Origin of the sequence: Ruania albidiflava DSM 18029 (genome assembly GCF_000421225.1) — a bacterium.
GTDB classification, from domain to species: domain Bacteria; phylum Actinomycetota; class Actinomycetes; order Actinomycetales; family Beutenbergiaceae; genus Ruania; species Ruania albidiflava.
The window spans coordinates 1-16,011 of record NZ_ATWL01000024.1; the positions used below are offsets into that span (position 1 = coordinate 1).

General features: G+C 71.2%; 11 protein-coding genes, 1 tRNA gene and 1 pseudogene. 5 read left to right on the forward strand and 8 right to left on the reverse strand.

Translation table 11 applies throughout. From position 1 onward, the window contains the following. Positions 1 to 6: 6 nt before the first annotated feature. Positions 7 to 822: pseudogene (locus K338_RS26660) on the forward strand (recombinase family protein); the annotation flags it as partial. A 751-nt stretch (positions 823 to 1,573) separates the two neighbouring features. Here the strand turns inward: K338_RS26660 and K338_RS0117580 are convergent. The 5 genes from K338_RS0117580 to K338_RS0117600 form a co-directional block, all read right to left on the reverse strand. Then, positions 1,574 to 1,646, reverse strand: a tRNA-Ala gene (locus K338_RS0117580). 103 nt (positions 1,647 to 1,749) lie between these two features. Further along, positions 1,750 to 2,706, reverse strand: a complete 957-nt coding sequence (locus K338_RS0117585) for a hypothetical protein (RefSeq protein WP_022919474.1) — start codon at positions 2,704 to 2,706, stop codon at positions 1,750 to 1,752. A gap of 213 nt (positions 2,707 to 2,919) precedes the next feature. Then, positions 2,920 to 3,510, reverse strand: coding sequence for a GNAT family N-acetyltransferase (locus K338_RS0117590; protein WP_022919475.1), 591 nt, complete (start codon positions 3,508 to 3,510; stop codon positions 2,920 to 2,922). Then, entirely contained in the window at positions 3,510 to 4,727 is a 1,218-nt protein-coding gene (locus tag K338_RS0117595) for a molybdopterin molybdotransferase MoeA (protein WP_022919476.1), read from the reverse strand. Before K338_RS0117595 ends, K338_RS0117590 begins: the two co-directional genes overlap by 1 nt. A 4-nt stretch (positions 4,728 to 4,731) precedes the next feature. Further along, on the reverse strand, positions 4,732 to 5,625 hold the full coding sequence (locus K338_RS0117600) for a UTP--glucose-1-phosphate uridylyltransferase (protein WP_022919477.1): 894 nt from the start codon (positions 5,623 to 5,625) through the stop codon (positions 4,732 to 4,734). Between the two features lie 215 nt (positions 5,626 to 5,840). Here K338_RS0117600 and K338_RS0117605 point away from each other — a divergent pair, with 215 nt between their 5' ends. Next, positions 5,841 to 6,461: a 5-formyltetrahydrofolate cyclo-ligase gene (locus K338_RS0117605; protein WP_022919478.1), complete on the forward strand. Its 621-nt coding sequence runs from the start codon at positions 5,841 to 5,843 to the stop codon at positions 6,459 to 6,461. Between the two features lie 164 nt (positions 6,462 to 6,625). Here the strand turns inward: K338_RS0117605 and K338_RS0117615 are convergent, their stop codons facing one another. Next, entirely contained in the window at positions 6,626 to 9,322 is a 2,697-nt protein-coding gene (locus K338_RS0117615; RefSeq protein ID WP_022919480.1) for a penicillin acylase family protein, read from the reverse strand. Between the two features lie 159 nt (positions 9,323 to 9,481). On the opposite strand from K338_RS0117615, the gene K338_RS0117620 reads away from it, so the two are divergent. The 3 genes from K338_RS0117620 (at position 9,482) to mscL (ending at position 11,048) form a co-directional block, all read left to right on the forward strand. Next, positions 9,482 to 9,808, forward strand: coding sequence for an FmdB family zinc ribbon protein (locus tag K338_RS0117620; RefSeq protein WP_022919481.1), 327 nt, complete (start codon positions 9,482 to 9,484; stop codon positions 9,806 to 9,808). Between the two features lie 125 nt (positions 9,809 to 9,933). Beyond that, positions 9,934 to 10,635 carry an SAF domain-containing protein gene (locus tag K338_RS23700; protein WP_022919482.1) on the forward strand — a complete coding sequence of 234 codons (702 nt, stop codon included), beginning with the start codon at positions 9,934 to 9,936 and terminating at the stop codon, positions 10,633 to 10,635. Further along, positions 10,632 to 11,048: a large conductance mechanosensitive channel protein MscL gene (gene mscL / locus K338_RS0117630; protein ID WP_169579583.1), complete on the forward strand. Its 417-nt coding sequence runs from the start codon at positions 10,632 to 10,634 to the stop codon at positions 11,046 to 11,048. The genes K338_RS23700 and mscL overlap by 4 nt, the downstream gene beginning before the upstream one ends. Positions 11,049 to 11,168: 120 nt before the next feature. Here the strand turns inward: mscL and K338_RS23705 are convergent, their stop codons facing one another. Both K338_RS23705 and K338_RS23710 read right to left on the reverse strand, forming a co-directional pair. Continuing rightward, positions 11,169 to 11,432, reverse strand: coding sequence for a hypothetical protein (locus tag K338_RS23705; protein WP_022919484.1), 264 nt, complete (start codon positions 11,430 to 11,432; stop codon positions 11,169 to 11,171). Between the two features lie 10 nt (positions 11,433 to 11,442). Further along, complete coding sequence (locus K338_RS23710; RefSeq protein WP_157612605.1) at positions 11,443 to 15,885, reverse strand: hypothetical protein; 4,443 nt, start codon at positions 15,883 to 15,885, stop codon at positions 11,443 to 11,445. Positions 15,886 to 16,011 lie beyond the last annotated feature (126 nt).

Genomic DNA, 16,011 nt, shown 5'->3' on the forward strand with positions numbered 1-16,011 from the left:
GGGAAGGTGCCCGCGATCTCGTATCTGCGGGTCTCCACCAAGGACCAGGCCACCCGCAACGGCCTCGAAGAGGGCCTGTCCATCCCCGCGCAGCGAGAGGCCGCCGACCGCAAGGCCGCGCAGCTGAATGCGGTCATCGTCGCGGAGTTCATCGAGCCCGGCGAGTCCGGCAAGACGGCCCGCCGCAAAGCGCTCCAGGAGATGCTGGACTACCTCGCCGAGCATCCCGTCCGGTACTGCATCATCAATAAGGTCGATCGCATCGCCCGTAACCGGCTGGATGATGCGATCATCCACGCCACCCTCCGCCAAGCCGGCGTCACGCTCGTCTCGGTCATGGAGAACATCGACGAGACGCCCTCGGGGATGCTGATGCACGGCATCATGGCCTCCATCGCCGAGTTCTACAGCCTGAACCTCGCACAGGAGGTCACCAAGGGCCTCGTGCAGAAAGCGTCCATCGGCGGCACCCCGCACAAGGCGCCCATCGGCTACCTCAACGTCCGCAGCACCGACGCGAACGGGCACGAGGTCCGCGACGTGCAGCTCGACCCCGACCGGGCCGAGCTCGTGCGGTTCGCGTTCACCGCCTACGCCACCGGCGACTGGTCACTCTCGAAGCTCGCCCGCGAGTTGGAAACACGGGGTCTGACCACGAGGCCGACGCCAACGTTCCCCGCGAAACCAGTCACCACGACCGGCCTGCACAAGATCCTCACCAACCCCTACTACCAGGGCATCGTCACCTTCCGCGAGGTCACCTACCCCGGCACCCATGAACCGCTCGTGAGCCCGGAGACGTTCGAGCAGGTGCAGACGATCCTGCGGCAGAACCACGTCGTCGGCGACAAGCCACAGAAGTACGACCACTACCTCAAAGGATCGATCTACTGCGGTTGCGGGAAGCGGCTCATGTTCGAACGGCCCCGCAACCACCAGGGCGTCGCCTACGACTACTTCACCTGCACCGGCCGACGGTTCAAGCGCAACGACTGTCAGCGCACCGCTATGCTCGCGCACCGCGTCGAGCAGACCATCGAGGACGGCTACCGGTCCCTGTCGGTCAGTACCGACGAGGCCGCGCAGATCCAGGACGTGCTCGAGCAGGTGTTCGACACCCTCGCCGAGTCCACCAGCGACGAGCAGAAGCTGCTGGCCGGGCAGAAGACCAAGCTCGAAGCCGAACAGGTCAAGCTCCTCCAAGCCCACTACGCCGATGCGATCCCCATCGACCTGCTCAAGACAGAGCAAGACCGCATCCGCGCCAGCCTTCAAGCGATCACCGGTCGGCTCGACACGTTGGAGACGACCTACGACAAGGCCAAGGTTGGACTCGACGCGATCCTCGGGCTCCTCACCGACATCGGCGACGTCTACGCCAAGGCCGAACCGTCCGAGCGGCGGATGCTCAACCGGGCGCTGTTCGACCGCATCACCATCGATGACGAGGACGGCGCCACCCTCCAACCGACCGAAGCGATCCAGACCATCCTGGCCACCAGCCCCAGGTCACACAACGAAGGAACCTTGCCCCGCGATGATGCGGGGCAAGGTTCGAACGTTCAACTTTACGTGGAGCTAGCGGGATTCGAACCCGCGACCTTCTCGTTGCGAACGAGACGCGCTACCAACTGCGCCATAGCCCCAGAACCGTGCATCAGGATAGCACCTCGAGGTCGGTATCCTGCACCAGCAGGAGGGTGGCTCCGGTCACCGGAGCTGGCCAGATCTGCGCGGTGATCGAGTGCTCTACTGCCCCACTGCGCGACGGCGCTCGAGCACTTCCTGGAGGTTCACCGACGGTGCCGGCGGGGCAGCTGGCGCTTCTGCGGAAGCGCTCTGCACCACCTCGACCGGCTCGGCCGGTGAGGCGGGGCTCGCCACCGGAGCTCCGCCGTCGTGCTCAGCAGCGGGCTCCGCCTGCTCGGGCAGCGGCTCGACCTCTCGGCGCGGTGCGGGGGCCTTCATCGTGTACACCGGGGCAGGGACCGGCACAGGCGTCCAGCCCTCCCCCTCCGGCAGCTCGGGGCGCAGGACGCTGGTCTCCTCCGCGTCGGCCTCCAGCAGCTTCGTCGGGTCCACGTCGATCCGCAGGCTGGAGGTCGACTTCGGCACCTCCGGCTCGCGGGCCGCCTTGGTTGCCGCGACCCGTGCGGCGCGGGCCTGGTCGGCGCGGCGGGCCCGTTCGATCTCCTCGGCGAGCCGAGCGTCGGCGATCTTCGCCTGGGCAGCAGCACGGCGGCCGAGCACCAGCACGGTCAGGAACAGCACGCTGGGCACGATGGCCAGAGCGATCGGCGCTGAGGCGATGGCGACCAGCACCCATCCGGCGGTGGTCGCGGTGAGCAGCGCCAGAGTGAGCACGAGCCGTCGGGTTGCCGCTGCCGCTCGCCGGCTGGCCGCCGCTGCCCGGGTGGCGCGCGCCGCAGCAGCACGGCGCGCATCGGCGGCTGCGAGCCGCTGGGGGGCGGGCGAGTGCATGATGTCCTCCGTGGTCTCGGTCCGCGGCCGGTGCAGATATCCGCGAGCAGTCTCGGGTTGTGGCGTGGGGTTCGTCCCGGCCGTCGCCAGGACTCGTAGGTCCTCGGAGAACCTGTCAGCCACCCGAGAATCGACGACCACCTGACGCGACCGGATCGCGGTCGGTAGCAGGTAACCGAGGATCAGCACCACGATCGCCAGCACGACCCATCCGGCGAACTCCACAGTCCTGACGCTAGAGCCGATCCGGTGCGGAATCGTTGATCGAACCCGGCGTGTCGCGCTCACAGGGACCTAACCGGATCGGCAGCTGGCTCGCGGACGCGATACCCGCGAGCACTACCCGGCGGCGCAACTGCCGAATGAATGGATTCACGCGGGGTGTGGGAGGCGCGGGGTGTGGGTGGCGCGGGGTGTGGGTGGGAGGCGTGGTGGCGGTCAGGTGAGGGGCGCGGAGCCGCGGGAGGCCAGCCAGCGCTCCAGCAGGCTCGGGGCCGCCTCCTCCACGGTCAGCGCGAAGCTGCGGTGGTCGGCCCACTGCCCCTGGATGTGCAGGTAGGCCCGGCGCAGGCCCTCGTCCCGGAAGCCGAGCTTCTCCACCACCCGCAGGCTGGCGGCGTTCTCCGGGCGGATGTTGATCTCCACCCGGTGCAGGCCCAGGTCGGTGAAGCAGTAGTCGACGACCATCGCCACCGCTGTGGGGATGATGCCCCTGCCGGCTACGTGCTCGGAGATCCAGTACCCGATCGAGGCGGACTGCAGCGAACCGCGGTTCACCCCGGCCACGCTGACCTGCCCGACCAGCTCGCCGCGGTACTCCACCACGAACGCGTAGCCGGTGTCTTCCCGGGCGGCGCGGTTCAGCTGACGCACGTACCCGGTGAACGTCGCCCGCGGCACGGTGCCGTCCGGGGAGGTCGCCTCCCAGCGCAGCAGCCAGCGCGCGTTGCGGCGGCGCAGCCTCTGCCAGGCGTCCTGGTCGCGGCGGCGCAGCGGACGCAGCCGGACCGCGCCGCTGCGCAGCTCCATCAGCTCTCGAGGACCAGGCACGCGAAGGAGTCTCCTGCCGCCACCGCAGCCGTGCGCTCCGGGATCACTGCGAGGGCGTTCGCGCGGGACATGGCGTTCAGCGACGGCCGTTCCGGTGGTCCGAGCGGAGTGGCCTGGTAGCCGGCACCCGGGCTGCCGGTGAGCGTGACCGGCACGAACTGCCGGCGCCCGTCCGGCGATGCCCAGCCCCGGGCCATCGCTGCAGTCACCGTCGGCCGGTACAGCTCGCCGTGCCCGGCCATGGCGAGCAGCGCGGGCCGGACGAACACCTCGAAGGCGATCTGCGCCGTCGCCGGATCTCCAGGCAGGCATACGATCGGGGTGCTGTCCCCGACGGTGCCGACACCGAATTGACGGCCGGGATGGATGGCGACGTTGTCGAACCGCACTTCACCCAGGAGGCTGAGCACCTCCTTGACCGTGTCGTGGGCACCATCGCTGAGGCCGCCGGTGGTCAGGAGCAGGTCGGCGCGCACTAGCTGGTCCTCCAGGGTCTCCCGGAGGGTGGCGTGGTCGTCGGCGACCGGGGCGGCGCGGAACGGGCGGCCGCCGACGTCCTGCACACCGGTAGCCAGGGCGTGCCCGTTGGCGTCATAGACGCCGGCATCGCCAGCGGGCAGCCCCGGGGAGCGCAGCTCGTCACCGACCGGGACCACCACTACGCGGGGCCGCGGGTGCACGCTCACCCGAGCCCGGCCCAGCGCCCCGAGCAGCGCGATCTGCCGGTCGCCCACCCGGCGGCCGGCGGCCAGGGCCAGCTCGCCGCGGCGCAGGTCCTCCCCAGCGGTGCGCACGCCAGCACCTGCGGGCGCGTCGGTGTGCACTGTGACCGAGGCGGCGCCCTCGTCGGTGCCGGTGACCGGGACGACGGCGTCGGCCTCGGCGGGCAGGTGCGCTCCGGAGGCGACCCGCACTCCGCTGTGCGCGACGAGCCGTTCGGTGTTCGTGGCACCGGCGGGCAGGTCGCCCAGCACACGCAGGGTCACCGGGCTGCTCTCGCTGGCACCGTTGACGTCCCGGGCACGGACGGCGTACCCGTCGTAGGCGGCCAGGTCCGCCGGGGGCAGGTCGCCGGCGGCGACCACGTCCTCGGCGAGGATGCAGCCGGAGGCGTCGGTGAGCGCGACGTCCAGCGGCGGCAGCGGACCGAGGAGCTCCAGAACGGCGCTCAGGTGCGCGGAGACGCTCTTGGCCACCGGGTCACCGACCGGCGAGGAACGAGCGCAGCCAGGTCATGAAGTCCTCCCCCAGGTCGGGGTGGTCGGCGCCGAGGGAGACGACGGTCTTCAGGTAGTCCAGCGGGTTGCCGGTGTCGTAGCGCCGGCCGCGGAACACCACGCCGTGCACCGGGTGCTGCCCACCTTGGGCGAGTGTCTGCAGTGCGTCGGTGAGCTGGATCTCGTTGCCGCGGCCCGGTGGGGTGCTGCGCAGCACGTCGAAGATGCCGGGGCCGAGCACGTAGCGGCCGATCATCGCCAGGTTGCTCGGCGCGTCCTGGGGGGCGGGCTTCTCCACCATGTGCGTCACCCGCACCACGTCCGCGCCGAGCGCGTCCGCCTGTGCTGGTTCGACGGCGGCGCACCCGTAGCTGCTGATCTGTTCTGTGGGCACTTCCATCAGTGCGATCACCGAGCCGCCGAGCTCGGCCTGTGCGGCGATCATCGCCGGGAGGATCTCGTCGCGCGGGTCGATCAGGTCATCACCCAGCTGGACGGCGAAGGGCACCTCACCCACGTGGTCGGCGGCGGTGAGCACGGCGTGGCCGAGGCCGAGCGCCTCGCCCTGGCGTACCACGTGCACCCGGGCGAGGTCGTTGGTGGCCTGAACCTTGGCCAGTCGCGCCTGGTCGCCCTTGGCCTCCAAGGCCCGTTCCAGCTCGGGGGCGGCATCGAAGTGGTCGGCGATCGCCTCCTGGCCGCGGCCGGTGATCAGCAGCGCGTCGCTGATGCCGGCTGCTGCGGCCTCGGACACCACGTACTCGATCGAGGGAGCGTCCACCACCGGCAGCATCGCCTTGGGGATCGCCTTGGTGGCGGGCTGGAACCGGGTGGACAGGCCAGCCACCGGGATCACGGTCTTGGTCACAGTGCTCATGGTCGAAGGCTAGACGCTGCCGGACAGTGCCGTCGCGTCGACGACCGGCTCGGTCCCGGGTTCGACACCGGGCCCACGCAGTGGTGACCGCAACGCACGCCCGTGCGGGAGTCGCGCCGAGTCGATGGATCCAGCCCGCGAGGCGGCGCTGGCGGGCCAGTTTCGCGGACAGCGGATCGCTAGCGCGCAGCCACAGAGCCTGACATTGTTGAGGTATGTGGTCACTGGCAAGCTCCATCACGCACCAAGACGGTCTGGAGCTTGAGGACGCCAAGCAGCTGCTGCGCGCCTCCGTGCGCGAGCACCGCAAGAACCGCTCGGAGAAGGAGCAGAGGGCCGCTGGCGAGAAGATCGCCGAGCACGCCCGCGAGTTGTTGGACGGGGTGCGCTGCGCTGCTGCCTACGCCTCGCGCCCGACCGAGCCGAACACTGCTGCGCTGCTGCGGATGCTGGACGAGGCCGGGGTGGAGATCCTGCTGCCGATGCTCGGTCCCGGGTTGAGCCGGGACTGGGCCCGCTACCGACCAGGCGACTCGTTGGAGGTCCGCGCACCAGGCCGCCCACCGGACCCGGAGGGCCCCGGTCTGGGTGAGGACGCGATCGCCGGTGCCGATGTGGTGTTCGCACCCGCGCTGAGCGTCGACCCGCGCGGGGTGCGGCTCGGTCAGGGCGGCGGCTGGTACGACCGGGCGCTGCGCTTCGCCCGCCCGGAGACGCCGGTGTTTGCGGTGATCTACGACGACGAACGGTGCACCGAGCCGCTGCCCTCGGCTGCGCACGACCGGCCCGTCGACGGTGTGCTCACCCCATCCGGGTGGGAGCTCATCTCCGGCTGACGTCGGCCTGCGGGCGCTGCAGCCCCCACACCGGCCGGCCCGTCGACACCTGCTCCGCCCCGGTGATACCCGCGAGCACTACCGGGTGCAGGAAGTATCGCATGAATCGTTTCAGCGGTGGGGCGGTGGGTTTGGGGCGGGTGGGTGAGTGCTGCGGAGCGGGCTCAGGGGCTCAGGGTGAGGGTGTCCTCGGCGGCCTCGTCCACTGCGGCGCGGGTGAACGGCCACGGGTAGGTCTCACCGTCCACCCAGGACTGGTACTGGTCGTCGTAGTGGCTGGAGGCCGGGTGCCCGGAGTTGCCGGTGAGGTTCACCCAGGTGGAGGCGTCCAGGTCGGCCAGGTCCACCACCATCCGCATCGAGGGCACCCAGTTCACCGCGAAGTTCGGGAAGCCCTCGTCGTCGAAGTCCGAGGCGTCCCACCCGGTGGCGTTCACGATCGACGCGCCACCACCGAGCTCCCTGCTGGGCAGGTTCACGTAGTCCCGCACCAGCGCTGGGATACCGTCCCCGCCGAGCACAGCATGGCTGGGGGTGAGCTGGTGCAGCCGACCCCAACGCCAGTCGGTGGGCTCCTTGCCGAGGGTAACGGACAGCTGCGCGCGGGCCTCCTCCAGCGCCTGCTCCAGGATCTCGTCACGCTGCTCCACCACGTTCAGCGTGGCCCGGTCGTCCCACCACGGGGAGTCCTCGTCCTCGAGCAGCTCGGCAACTACCGCGATCGAGCGGCTGTTCCCGCTGGGCCGCTGCCCCTGCGGCACCTGGTCCCAGAACGTCAGCCGGAGCACGTTCGCCCAGACGGCCGAGAAGTAGGCCGCCGCAGCCGAGTCTTCGCTGTTGACGTAGTCCCAGTCCTCGAACAGGTCCACTGCCGACTGCACGAAGTCACGCACCTCCGCCGAGAGCTGCACCTCCTGCAGCGTGGGCACCAGCATCTCCGCGGCCGGATTGGTCTCCACCATCTGGATGGTCGACATGTCCTCGGCGGTGATCGGGTGCCCGGCCTCGATCAGCGCCTCCAGGCGGTCCCGGATCTCCTGCGCCCGGTAGCCGTAGTCGAAGTCCACGCCCAGCTCCGGGTGCCGGTCCAGGTTCTGCACCGGCTGGTTGGCGGCCACGATGATGCCCTCGGGCGGGTTCACCTCAGCGGGCAGGTCCTCGAACGGGATGAAGCCCTGCCAGTCGTAGGCGGGGTCCCAGCCGGGCCGGGGCCAGGTGCCGTCAGCGGGCACCGGCCCACCGCGCACCTCCGCCCGTACCGGGATGGTGCCCGGCGCCTGGTAGCCGATGTCGCCGTCGGTGGTGGCGTACACGATGTTCTGCGTGGGCACCTCGAACACCTCAGCCGCCGAGGCGATGTCCTCCGGACCGGCCGCAGTGGCGAAGGCGAAGACTGCGTCCATGGTGCGGCCAGGCTGCAGCGCGGTCCAGGACAACGCCACCGCGTACCCGTCCGGGCCCGGCGCTGGTGCGTCCTCGGGCAGCGGACCGTCTGCTGCCGCCCGGGTAGAAGAGATCGCATCGGAGATCAGCGGCCCGTGCTCGGTGGACCGCACGGTGAGCTCGATCGGGTCGGCACCGTTGACCTCGATCACCTCTGTGCGCGCGGTCAGCGGCAGCCGCTCCCCGCCGTAGAGGTAGGTGCCGTCGTTGTAGACCCGTTCCAGGAAGAAGTCCGAGGCATCTGAGGCCAGGTTGGTCAGACCCCAGGCCAGGTTCGCGTTGTGCCCGATCACGATGCCGGGCATGCCGGCGAAGCCGAACCCGGCCACGTCGAACGGGCAGTCGGCGTCCACGGTCCGGCAGTGCAGCCCCTGCTGGTACCAGATACCAGGCACCGAGGGCGCCAGGTGCGGGTCGTTGGCCAGCAGCGGCATCCCGGTGGCGGTGTGCTCCCCGGAGACCACCCAAGAGTTGGAGCCGATACCCTCGCCGCCACCCATCGGCTCGGGGATCGCGCGCAGCGCGCTCAATGCCGCCTCGATCGAGGCGAGCGCAGCACCCGAGGTGGTGGCGCCGTCCAGCTGGCCGGGAGCCGACCCCGCACCCGAGGCGAGCGCAGCACCCGGGGAGGCTGCGCCGTCATCGGCACCGCCGACCGTGCCACCAGCCTGCTCGGCCGCGTTCTCCTGCTGGTGGGTGATCTCGGTGGGGGTGGGCAGGATCGGCAGGTTCTCCCCGATCGGGTAGTCCGGGTAGATCGCCTGCACCATGGAGAGGTCGCCGGTGCGCCCGTACACCGCGGCTCGGGTCAGCTCGTCACTGAAGTTGCCGATCAGGTCCCAGGCCATCGCCTTCAGCCAGGCGAGGGAATCCACTGGCTCCCACGGTTCGATGTCCGCCACCTCGACGTCCAGCCCCAGGACCGTGTACTCCAGGGCGGTCTCGCTCGGGCTGCGGTCGGCGAGGTAGGCGTTCACCCCGTCGGCATAGGCGGTCAGATAGCTGCGGGTGTCCGCATCCAGCAGGTCCCACTCCTGCTCGGCCACGTGCCGCCAACCCATCGTGCGGATCGCCCGGTCGGCCTCGATCGCGGCCGGCACGTTGCCCACCAGCTCGGCCAGCCGGCCCGCGGTCAGGTGCCGGCGGTAGTCCATCTCGAAGAACCGGTCCTGGGCACTCACGTAGCCCTGGGCCATGAACAGGTCCACCGGGTCGTCGGCGTAGATGTGCGGGACGCCTCGCTCGTCCCGGACCACCTCCACCTGTGCAGACAGGCCCGGGACGACGAGCTCCCCGGACGTGTCCGGCAGCGGTCGACGGACGAAGGTGAACGTGGTCACCACACCCACCACCAGCACCACCACGAGCAGGGCGGCCACAGCCAGCAGGACACGGCGGGCGATCGACTTTCCGGGCACGTGCTGAGCCTAGCCATCCTCGCTGGGAAGCAGTGGGAGGGACACTGCCGCGGGAAGCAGGTCACCTGCCGGACAGGAACATCCGGGCGGCGGTCGGCGTTAGGATGGTCGGCGGACCGCGGCTTGGCGCGTGTCCGGTTGATCCGAACGGAGGATTCGGTGCCCACCTACGCGTATGCATGTACGCAGTGCTCTCACCGGTTCGACATCTATCAGTCGTTCACGGAAGATGCCCTGACCACCTGCCCCGAGTGCGGGCAGCAGTCCCTGCGCAAGGTGTTCTCCCCCGTGGGAGTCGTGTTCAAGGGGTCGGGCTTCTACCGTACCGACTCCCGGTCCACGGAGACCTCCAGCAGCCCGGCGGCGAAGTCGGAGTCCAGCTCTGGCGAGAGCAAGTCCGAGGCCAAGTCCGAGGCCAAGTCGGCGACCAAGTCCGAGAAGCCTGCGTCCTCCTCGGCGCCAGCGAAGGCTGCCGCCTCCAGCTGACCGGACCGGTGGTCAGCAGGTCGCCGACCGGGTGGACAAGCTGGCGGGTTGACCTGCTGCCTAGTTGTCCACAACCCCACCTCGACGGCGGAGCTCCCCGGGGCTAGCGCACGTAGCGTCCGGTCATGGGTTCCGATCCGTCCCCCCGCTCCCCTGCTGGTCGTGGCCTGTCCGCTCGGCGGCTCCTGCGCCGGTTGCGGCCGGTGCTGTGGCGCTACCGGTTCGTGCTGGCTGCCTTGTGCCTCGCCTGGACGGTGGTGCTGGTGGTGCCGGCGCTGCAACCGGCTCCGCCCGGGCAGAGCGTGCTGGTTGCCGAGCGTGACCTGCCCGCCGGCACTGTGCTCGAGGCCCGGGACCTGACGCGGGTGGAGCTGCCCGAGGCACCGGATGCGGCCCTGGGCCGCGGGGACCTTGTCGGGCAGCGCCTGGCTGTCGCAGCTCCGGCCGGGCTGCCGCTGGTGCCCAGTCTCCTGGTGGGGGCCGGTGTAGCCGAGGGAGCACCGCCGGGCACTGTCGTGGCACCGGTCCAGCTCGCCGACCCAGCGCTGGTGCAGCTGCTGCAGGTCGGCGACCGGTTGGACCTGTACCTCGTCCCCGCGGCCGGCGGTCCGGGTGAGGCACAGCTGGTCACCTCCGGTGCCCTGGTGCTCAGCCTGCTCGGCTCGCCGGAGGGTGCCGTGGGGCTGCTCGGCGGCACCGGAGACCAGCACAGCGGCGTGGTGGTGGTCGCTGCCGACAGCGCAGACGCTACTCTTCTGACCGGTACCAACGGGCTGGCCAGCTTCCGGGCGGTCGTGGTACCGGCTCATCGGGCATCATCCGAATGAAAGGAATTGCCGTGCTGCAGGGGTTCAAGGAGTTCATCTCTCGCGGGAACGCAGTCGATCTCGCCGTCGGTGTAGTCATCGGTGCCGCGTTCGGCGCAGTGATCACCGCAATCGTCGACCATGTCCTCAACCCGCTGATCGGCGGGATCTTCGGCCAGCCGAACCTGGACCGGATCTGGGTGATCACCCTCAACGGCGGCCCGGAGCCGACCGAGATCCTGCTCGGTGCGGTGCTGACCGCGCTGATCAACTTCCTCCTGGTCGCCGCAGCGATCTACTTCCTGGTGGTCCTCCCGCTGAACAAGCTGGCCGAACGGCGGGCCCTCGGTAAGGAGCCCGAGCCGGAGGAGCAGTCCGAGGACGTCGTGCTGCTCACCGAGATCCGCGACCTGCTCGCCCAGCCAAAGGCGTAGCCGGCTCCCCGGCCACCTGCCCAACACCGCGAGGGTGTCCTTAGGGTTGTAAAAGCCTGTATTTGCGACCATAAGGTCACCCTCGCGTGGGCCGCAGCGGCGTCTGCGCCGTGCAGGCCGTCACCAGTGCGGCGGCTTCTCCCGCAGGATGCGCTGATCGGAGTCCGACTCGCCCTCATCGGTGTCACCCCAGGCCCGCGGGTCGTCCTCCCAGGCGGTACGGTGCCACACCGGTTCCGGGCCGCGGCCTGGGTCGACGGCGCGACGGTGCCGGCGCTTGCCGCGCGGCTTCGCAGTGCCGGCACCGTGCTCGCTCCTGGGGCCCTCCTCGGGCTGCGCCGGTGCAGACTGCTCGACCGGTGGCTCCTGCGGGGTGCTGCTCATCGGGTACGGCTCATGGGCGGGTGCCCGTTTCGTCGCCGCCGGTCTCGTCCTTCGCGGTGACGCTGTCCGGCGCGGCGGTACTGTCCGGTTCGGTGGCCTCGTCCGATGCGGTGCGGCTGGCGGCGGCGCTTCGACCAGCGGCCTCCTCAGTCGTACCACCTGCACTGCTGCTGCCGTCTCCAGCATCTTCGTCGTGGTCTGCTGGCGACGCTGCTGAGTCGGTCGGCTCCACGGCCAGCCCGGAGCGGCGGGCGGCGGCGCCGAGCACCGCATCCACGTGCGTGCCCCGACGGGCGATCCCGAGCTCGGCGCGCAGTGCCTCGCGCAGCTCGGTCACCGTGCGTGGGGTGCCGTCGGCAGCGATCCAGGCGACCAGTGCGTCGAAGTCGTCGTCGCCGTAGCGGCTCAGCGGCTGCCCGGGGCGCACGTCCGGACGTGGTCCGCGGGCTTCGTGACCGGCGGTGGCACCCGCCGACGCGTCGTGCTCCCCGACCATCGCCAGCCCGCGAGCCGAGGTGGTCGTGGCGGGGTCGTTCTGCCGCTGGGCCGCAGCGTCGGGGGCTGCCGCTCCCTCAGCACCGGCTGCGGGGTCGCCGTCCTCCTCCACATGGTCGGGCAGTGCCACCGTCGACTGGGACCGTCCACCATCGGTGCGAGCTGCCACGAGGTCTTCGACCACGGTGGCGATCCGTTCGGCTTCACCCTGAGGGTCCATGAACACGGCGCTGGAGTAGACCGTGCGTACCACCCATCCCCGGGCGGCGAGGCGTTCGATCCAGTGCCGGTCCCGGCGGCGCAGGCTCGGTTCGGCCATGTACTCGTGGTCGTCGGTGAGCACGGCGAGCAGCAGCTCTCCGGGCAGGGCCGGGTGGCCCACGGCGAGCGGGATCCGTACCCCGCCCGGGTGCCCGTACCGGGGCACCACCGTCAGGCCGCGGCGCCAGAGCCGTTCGGCCAGGTCGACCAGCAACCGGTCCACCTCAGGTGCGGCAGGCTCCGGCTCTTCTTCGGCCTTGCCGTCGGCAGCCAGCCGGAGAACGCCACCGAGCATCTGCGACCCGGCCGAGCGCAGCCGTGCAGGGTCCAGGTCGTCCGGTTGCAGGCAGCTGACCACGGTCAGGCGGGTGCGGACGGCGTCCAGCGCATCCACCAGGAACTCGGCCCCGTCCGGTCCCGAGATCACCCCGAACCGGTGCAGCACCCGCCCGTGCGGGGTCTTGCCGAAGCCGAGCGTGAGGATGATCGCATCCCGCCGCAGCCCGGCTGCGGACTCCACGTCCACCACGGTGAACGCCTCCGGCCGGTCGGAGTCGAAGAAGGACGCGACGCTGGCGCTGCCGGCGGCCACGGACAGCACCGCCTCGCGCACCCGGTCGGCGTGCCGGGTGTTCAGCGCGATCACTGCGAGGGTCTCGTCCGGGCGGGTGAGCGCATGGTCGATCACCAGGTCCACCACCCGGTCCACCTCGGCCTGCACGCTCTCCACCACGTTCACTCCGGGGGCGGGCATCCCGGTGCCGTCCACCACGTCCAGCTCGATCCGCCCAGGGCCGGGTGGTTCCGGCAGCGGCCGGACCACCCCTTCGTACCCGTGGGCGGCGAGGAAGGCAGCCAGGTGGGCGTCCTGGCTGGACCGGCTGGCCGGCAGGGTGAGCCGGGGCAGGAAGTCCAGCGAGCCGATGACTCCCGTGCCACCGCGGCGGGTGTCGCCGACCACCACGACCTGCCGGGAGCGCACGATGGCCGACACCGTCTGCTCCACCGGTACGTGCTGCACCGCGTCCAGCACCAGCAGGTCCACGTCCCGGGTGGCCGGCAGCACCTGCGGCACCACCATCGGCGGCACCACCCAGATCGGCCGAGGCGCCCAGACCACGGCGGAGAACCGGGTGAGCAGCTCCTTCAGGTCGGTGCTGCCGGCGCGCACCGCACGGTAGAAGTCCTGCGCCCGGGGACGGTCCTCGGCGATCACAGCGCGCACGTGCTCTCGTGCTGCCGCGAGCACGCCGGCGGTCAGGCTGGCCACCTGCGCCTGGTCCTTCTCCCGCAGCGTCTCGGCCGAGGCAGTCAGCGTGGAGGAGTCCAGACCGGCGAGCACCGGGTCCTCACCGAGGATCTCCTCCAGCACGCTGGACCACCAGGCCAGGTCGAACTCTGCGCCGACCAGCTCGGTGGCCACCCGGCGGTGGGTGAGGTCCTCCAGCAGGTCGCCCAGCCCGAGGTCGGTCAGCTGGGCGAGCACGGCGGCACGTTCGGGCAGCTGGCGCAGCGTGGCATCGTCGGCGCCCAGGCGGGAGATGCGGGAGGCTAGCTCGGGCAGCGGCAGCTCCTCCAGGGTGCGGTCACCGAGCGAGCCGCTGAGCACCGGGTTGAGCTCGGTGACCAGGTCGGTCACCCGTGTCTCCGTGCTGAGGATCTCGCTCATCCCCTCCGGCAGCCGCGGCCAGCCGCCGCTGGCGCAGTGCCGCCGCCAGACGTTCCGGCGGGACTGCACGTCCAGCAGCTCGGCGTGCAGGTCACCCACGGCCACACCTGGGCGGACGAGGTCCTTGGCCTGCTTGCGCAGCCGGCGGCGGGCGCCCCACCGCAGGGCCGCGTCGTGCTGGGCGCGCCAGGCGCGGGTCGCGGTCGCGGCCACCAGGTCCGCCGGGGAACGTTCGAACACCTGCGGGGTGAACACGTCCAGGGAGGACCGGATGCCATCGAGGAGCACCAGCTGCTCGGACCAGGCCGCCAGCGTGGGTGCCTCGTCCAGCCCGGTCTGGGCTGCGGTGCGGGCGATCTGCTCGGTGAGCACCGGCATGAGCTCATCCAGCTCGCGCACCCGCTCCAGCGTGGCGGTAGCGTGCTCGGCGGAGGTCAGCCGGGCGCCGAACCACGGGGTGTCGGCCGCGCGCAGCCGGAACGCACCGAGCGCGGCAGCGCGAGCGAGCTGCTCGCGGGCATGCTGGCGTGCTGCACCGTCCATGGACCGCACCGCCTCGGTCGGTACCCGCACCTGGGTACGCGGTCCGGGCCGGGTGGAGGTCAGCTCGGCGAGCGCCTGCAGTGCGTCGTAGGCGGAAGCGTCCCACGGTGTGCGCGGGGTGTGCAGGGCTTCCAGGTGCTCCGCCAGGTCGCGACGCGCGGTGCGCAGCGCTTCTCGCGTGGCGGCTTGCTCCTCGAGGTCCACAGCGGGCTCTGGTGGGTTCAACCCTTCGACCAGGTGCCCGGCGGCCGTCGTGGTCCAGCGCGGGTCGTTGCTCAGGTCCAACGTCAGGTCCCCGAGACCCACTCGGCGCAGTGCGTCCACGAGCGCCTGCCCGGCCCGCCGGGTACCGGGGACGTACAGCACGCGGCGGCCCTCGGCGGCGGCCTGGGCGACGACTGCGGCGACCGTGCCGGCGGGGTCCGTACCCGGCGGGGCGTCCACGAGCAGGTGCGTACCGGTGGCCAGCGCATCGAGGATGTCGTGCTGCACCGGGTCCAGGTCGCCCACACCGCGTTCGGTGTCCGGGTCCCGGTCGGTGGGGTCCGGCTCGGGCAGCTTGGTGGCCACGGCGCTGCGGGCGGCATCCACTCCGGCCAGCGCCGCCACCACGTCGTGGGTGGCCAGGTCACGTTCGTGGTCGTGCAGGTCCTCGGCGAGCGCCTGGCCGGGGTGCACGAATGCTCCCAGCACGATCCGCGGTTCCAGGCTGAACCCCGGCAGCGCCGCCCCGAGCTCGGCGATCGTCTCCAGCGCCGGGCGGGGGGTGAAGCCGTGCTCGACCATCGTGGACCGAGCGATCGCGGCGGGGTCCACGGCTACCCCGCGGGCGCGCAGCTCGCGCACCAGCAGGCTGTTCACCTCGACGGCGGGATCCAGCTCCAGGTCGATCTCCGCCTCTGGTCCGTGCACGCCCAGGCGTACCGGGCGCAGCAGCACGGGCGCGTGCACCACCGCCGGTGCGGCCGGCACAGGTGGTTCGTTCGGGTCGCCGAGGGCGGGGGTGGTCCCGACCTCCTCGTCCTGCTCGGCGGTGCCAGCCGGCTCGTCCTGGCCCGGCTGGGCTGCGCCGTCGCTGTGCCAGGTGGCCACGCCCATGGCGACGTATGTGGGCGCCACACCGAAGCGCTGGGCGAGCTCGTCGGTGCGCGCGAGCACCACCCGGGCACGCCGGCGGGCGTGGGTCAGCGCCGAGCCCTCCCGCACCAGGTTGCTCAGCGGTGTCGCGCGGCCGGCGTAGAGCTGGGCGATGCCCGAGGGGTGTGCCGCGGTGAGCTCCACGATCGCGTCGCCGAGGGTGGAGATGTCCCACAGCGGGCTGTTGCCGGCGAGGTCCGCGAGCCGCGCGCGCCACCGAGCGGCCGCGGCCTCGACCTGCAGCTCGCGCGGGGTGGCGGTGCTGCGCTCGACCGGTTCGGCACTGACCGGCTCCGCATCGCGCTGGCGGCTGGAGCCAGCGAAGGGATTGCGCACAGATGACCTCACGCGTCCACGCTAACCAGTACCAGCCGCTTCGTACTGCTGGACCCGCCGACGGGGCCGGTTTCGTGGTGTTCTGATGCTGTCGGGGATGCTACCGGCGGCCCTGCCGGGTCCCGGAGAAGTGTCCCC